Source organism: Mesorhizobium sp. M0040, from assembly GCF_040323505.1.
Classification (GTDB): Bacteria; Pseudomonadota; Alphaproteobacteria; order Rhizobiales; family Rhizobiaceae; genus Mesorhizobium.
In genome coordinates this window covers 1-1,740 of sequence record NZ_JAMYVA010000121.1, presented here as the reverse complement: position 1 = coordinate 1,740, position 1,740 = coordinate 1, and the positions used below count along the sequence as shown (strand labels likewise).

Annotated in this window: 2 protein-coding genes; both read left to right on the top strand. The window is 59.1% G+C overall.

The window, feature by feature from the left end; all coding sequences use genetic code 11:
- Positions 1-45: 45 nt before the first annotated feature.
- Complete coding sequence (locus NKJ91_RS33520) at positions 46-1,470, top strand: aspartate ammonia-lyase (protein ID WP_352458914.1); 1,425 nt, start codon at positions 46-48, stop codon at positions 1,468-1,470.
- An 80-nt stretch (positions 1,471-1,550) separates the two neighbouring features.
- A partial coding sequence (locus NKJ91_RS33515; protein WP_352458913.1) for an alcohol dehydrogenase catalytic domain-containing protein occupies positions 1,551-1,740 on the top strand: 190 nt, incomplete at its 3' end.

Genomic DNA, 1,740 nt, shown 5'->3' with positions numbered 1-1,740 from the left:
TCCAAGGTTCGCATCGGCGATCTGCAAATCACGCGAGGTATCATCGTGACGAACGCTCCACAAATCGAGCGCATTGAAAAAGACCCGCTTGGCCCTGTAAGCATCCCGGTCGATGCCTACTACGGCCCTCAGACGGCGCGGGGCATCGCCAACTTCCCCATTTCAGGCATTAGAATCAGCCATTTTCCGAACTTCATCAAGGCGCTTGCCTACGTGAAAATGGCAGCGGCACGCGCCAACGCCGCGCTTGGCGATCTCGATGAACAAAAGGCCGATGTCATCTGCCAAGTCTGCGAGGAAATCGCAGCGGGCAGGCATCTTGGCGAATTCCCGCTCGATGTGTTTCAGGGCGGCGCCGGCACCTCGACCAACATGAACATCAACGAGGTCATCGCCAACCGCGGCTTGGAAATCATGGGACTGCCACGGGGAAAATACGACGAGCTACATCCCAACGACGACGTGAATTTTGCTCAGTCGACAAATGACGTTTACCCGACGGCGATCCGCCTTGCGGTCCTTCTTTCACGCGGGGCGTTGCAGCGAGCTTTGGGGCAGCTCGCGGACGAGTTGGAGGCCAAGGCCGAAAGCTTTTCGGAGGTGATCAAGCTTGGCCGGACACAGTTGCAGGACGCTGTTCCGATGACGCTGGGCCAGGAGTTTCAGGCTTTTGCGACGACGCTGCGCGAAGATGTAGCCCGTCTCGGTGAGATTGCCACCTTCTTCCATGAAATCAACCTCGGTGGCACGGCGATTGGCACGGGCATCAATACGAACCCGGACTATCAGGCGGCAGCTGTCGCAGAGTTGCGTGCGATCTCCGGCGTACCCGTCGTCTCGGCCGGAAATCTGATCGAAGCCTGCTGGGATACCGGCGCCTTCGTGCTCTTCTCTGGTATGCTGAAGCGAACGGCGACGAAGCTCTCGAAGATCTGCAACGATCTGCGGCTGCTGTCCAGCGGCCCTCGTGGCGGTCTGAACGAAATCAATTTGCCAGTGCTCCAGCCCGGCTCCTCGATCATGCCCGGAAAGGTCAACCCTGTAGTGCCTGAGGTGGTCAATCAGGTCGCCTTCCAGATCATCGGATACGATCTCACGATCACTCTCGCCTCCGAAGCCGGGCAGCTGCAGTTGAACGTGATGGAGCCGGTCATCGCCTACAACATACTGCACTCTCTGGAGCTTCTGACCAATGCCGTCGATGTGCTGCGCACGAAGTGCGTCGTGGGCATCACTGCCAACGCCGAGACTTGCCGCAAACATCTCGAAGCCAGTACCGCCGTCGCAACGGCACTGACACCAGCGATCGGCTACGAGCGGGCAGCGGAGCTTGCCAAGGAGGTCTTGGCTTCCGGCAAAACCATTCGCGAAGTCCTGGCCGAGCAGTCCGACCTTTCGAAGGATTTAATCGGGCAAACCGCCGATCCGCACCTGTTGACCCGGCCAACGCGATCACGGCTGGCATCGTAACAGCAGGCCAGAGATCGATCGACTCCTTGCGCGGCGCGAAAGCAGCCGCCCAGCTCCCCTGTAATTCAGGAAGGTGCAACATGAAAAGCAGAGCTGCAGTCGCCTGGGAGGCGAATAGACCCCTATCCATCGAAACCGTTGTAATAGGCGGACCGAAAGCCGGGGAAGTCCTGGTAGAGGTCATGGCGACACGGGTCTGCCACACCGATGCCTACACGCTTTCGGGCCTCGATTCCGAGGGCAAGTTTCCAGCGATCCTCGGTCATGAGG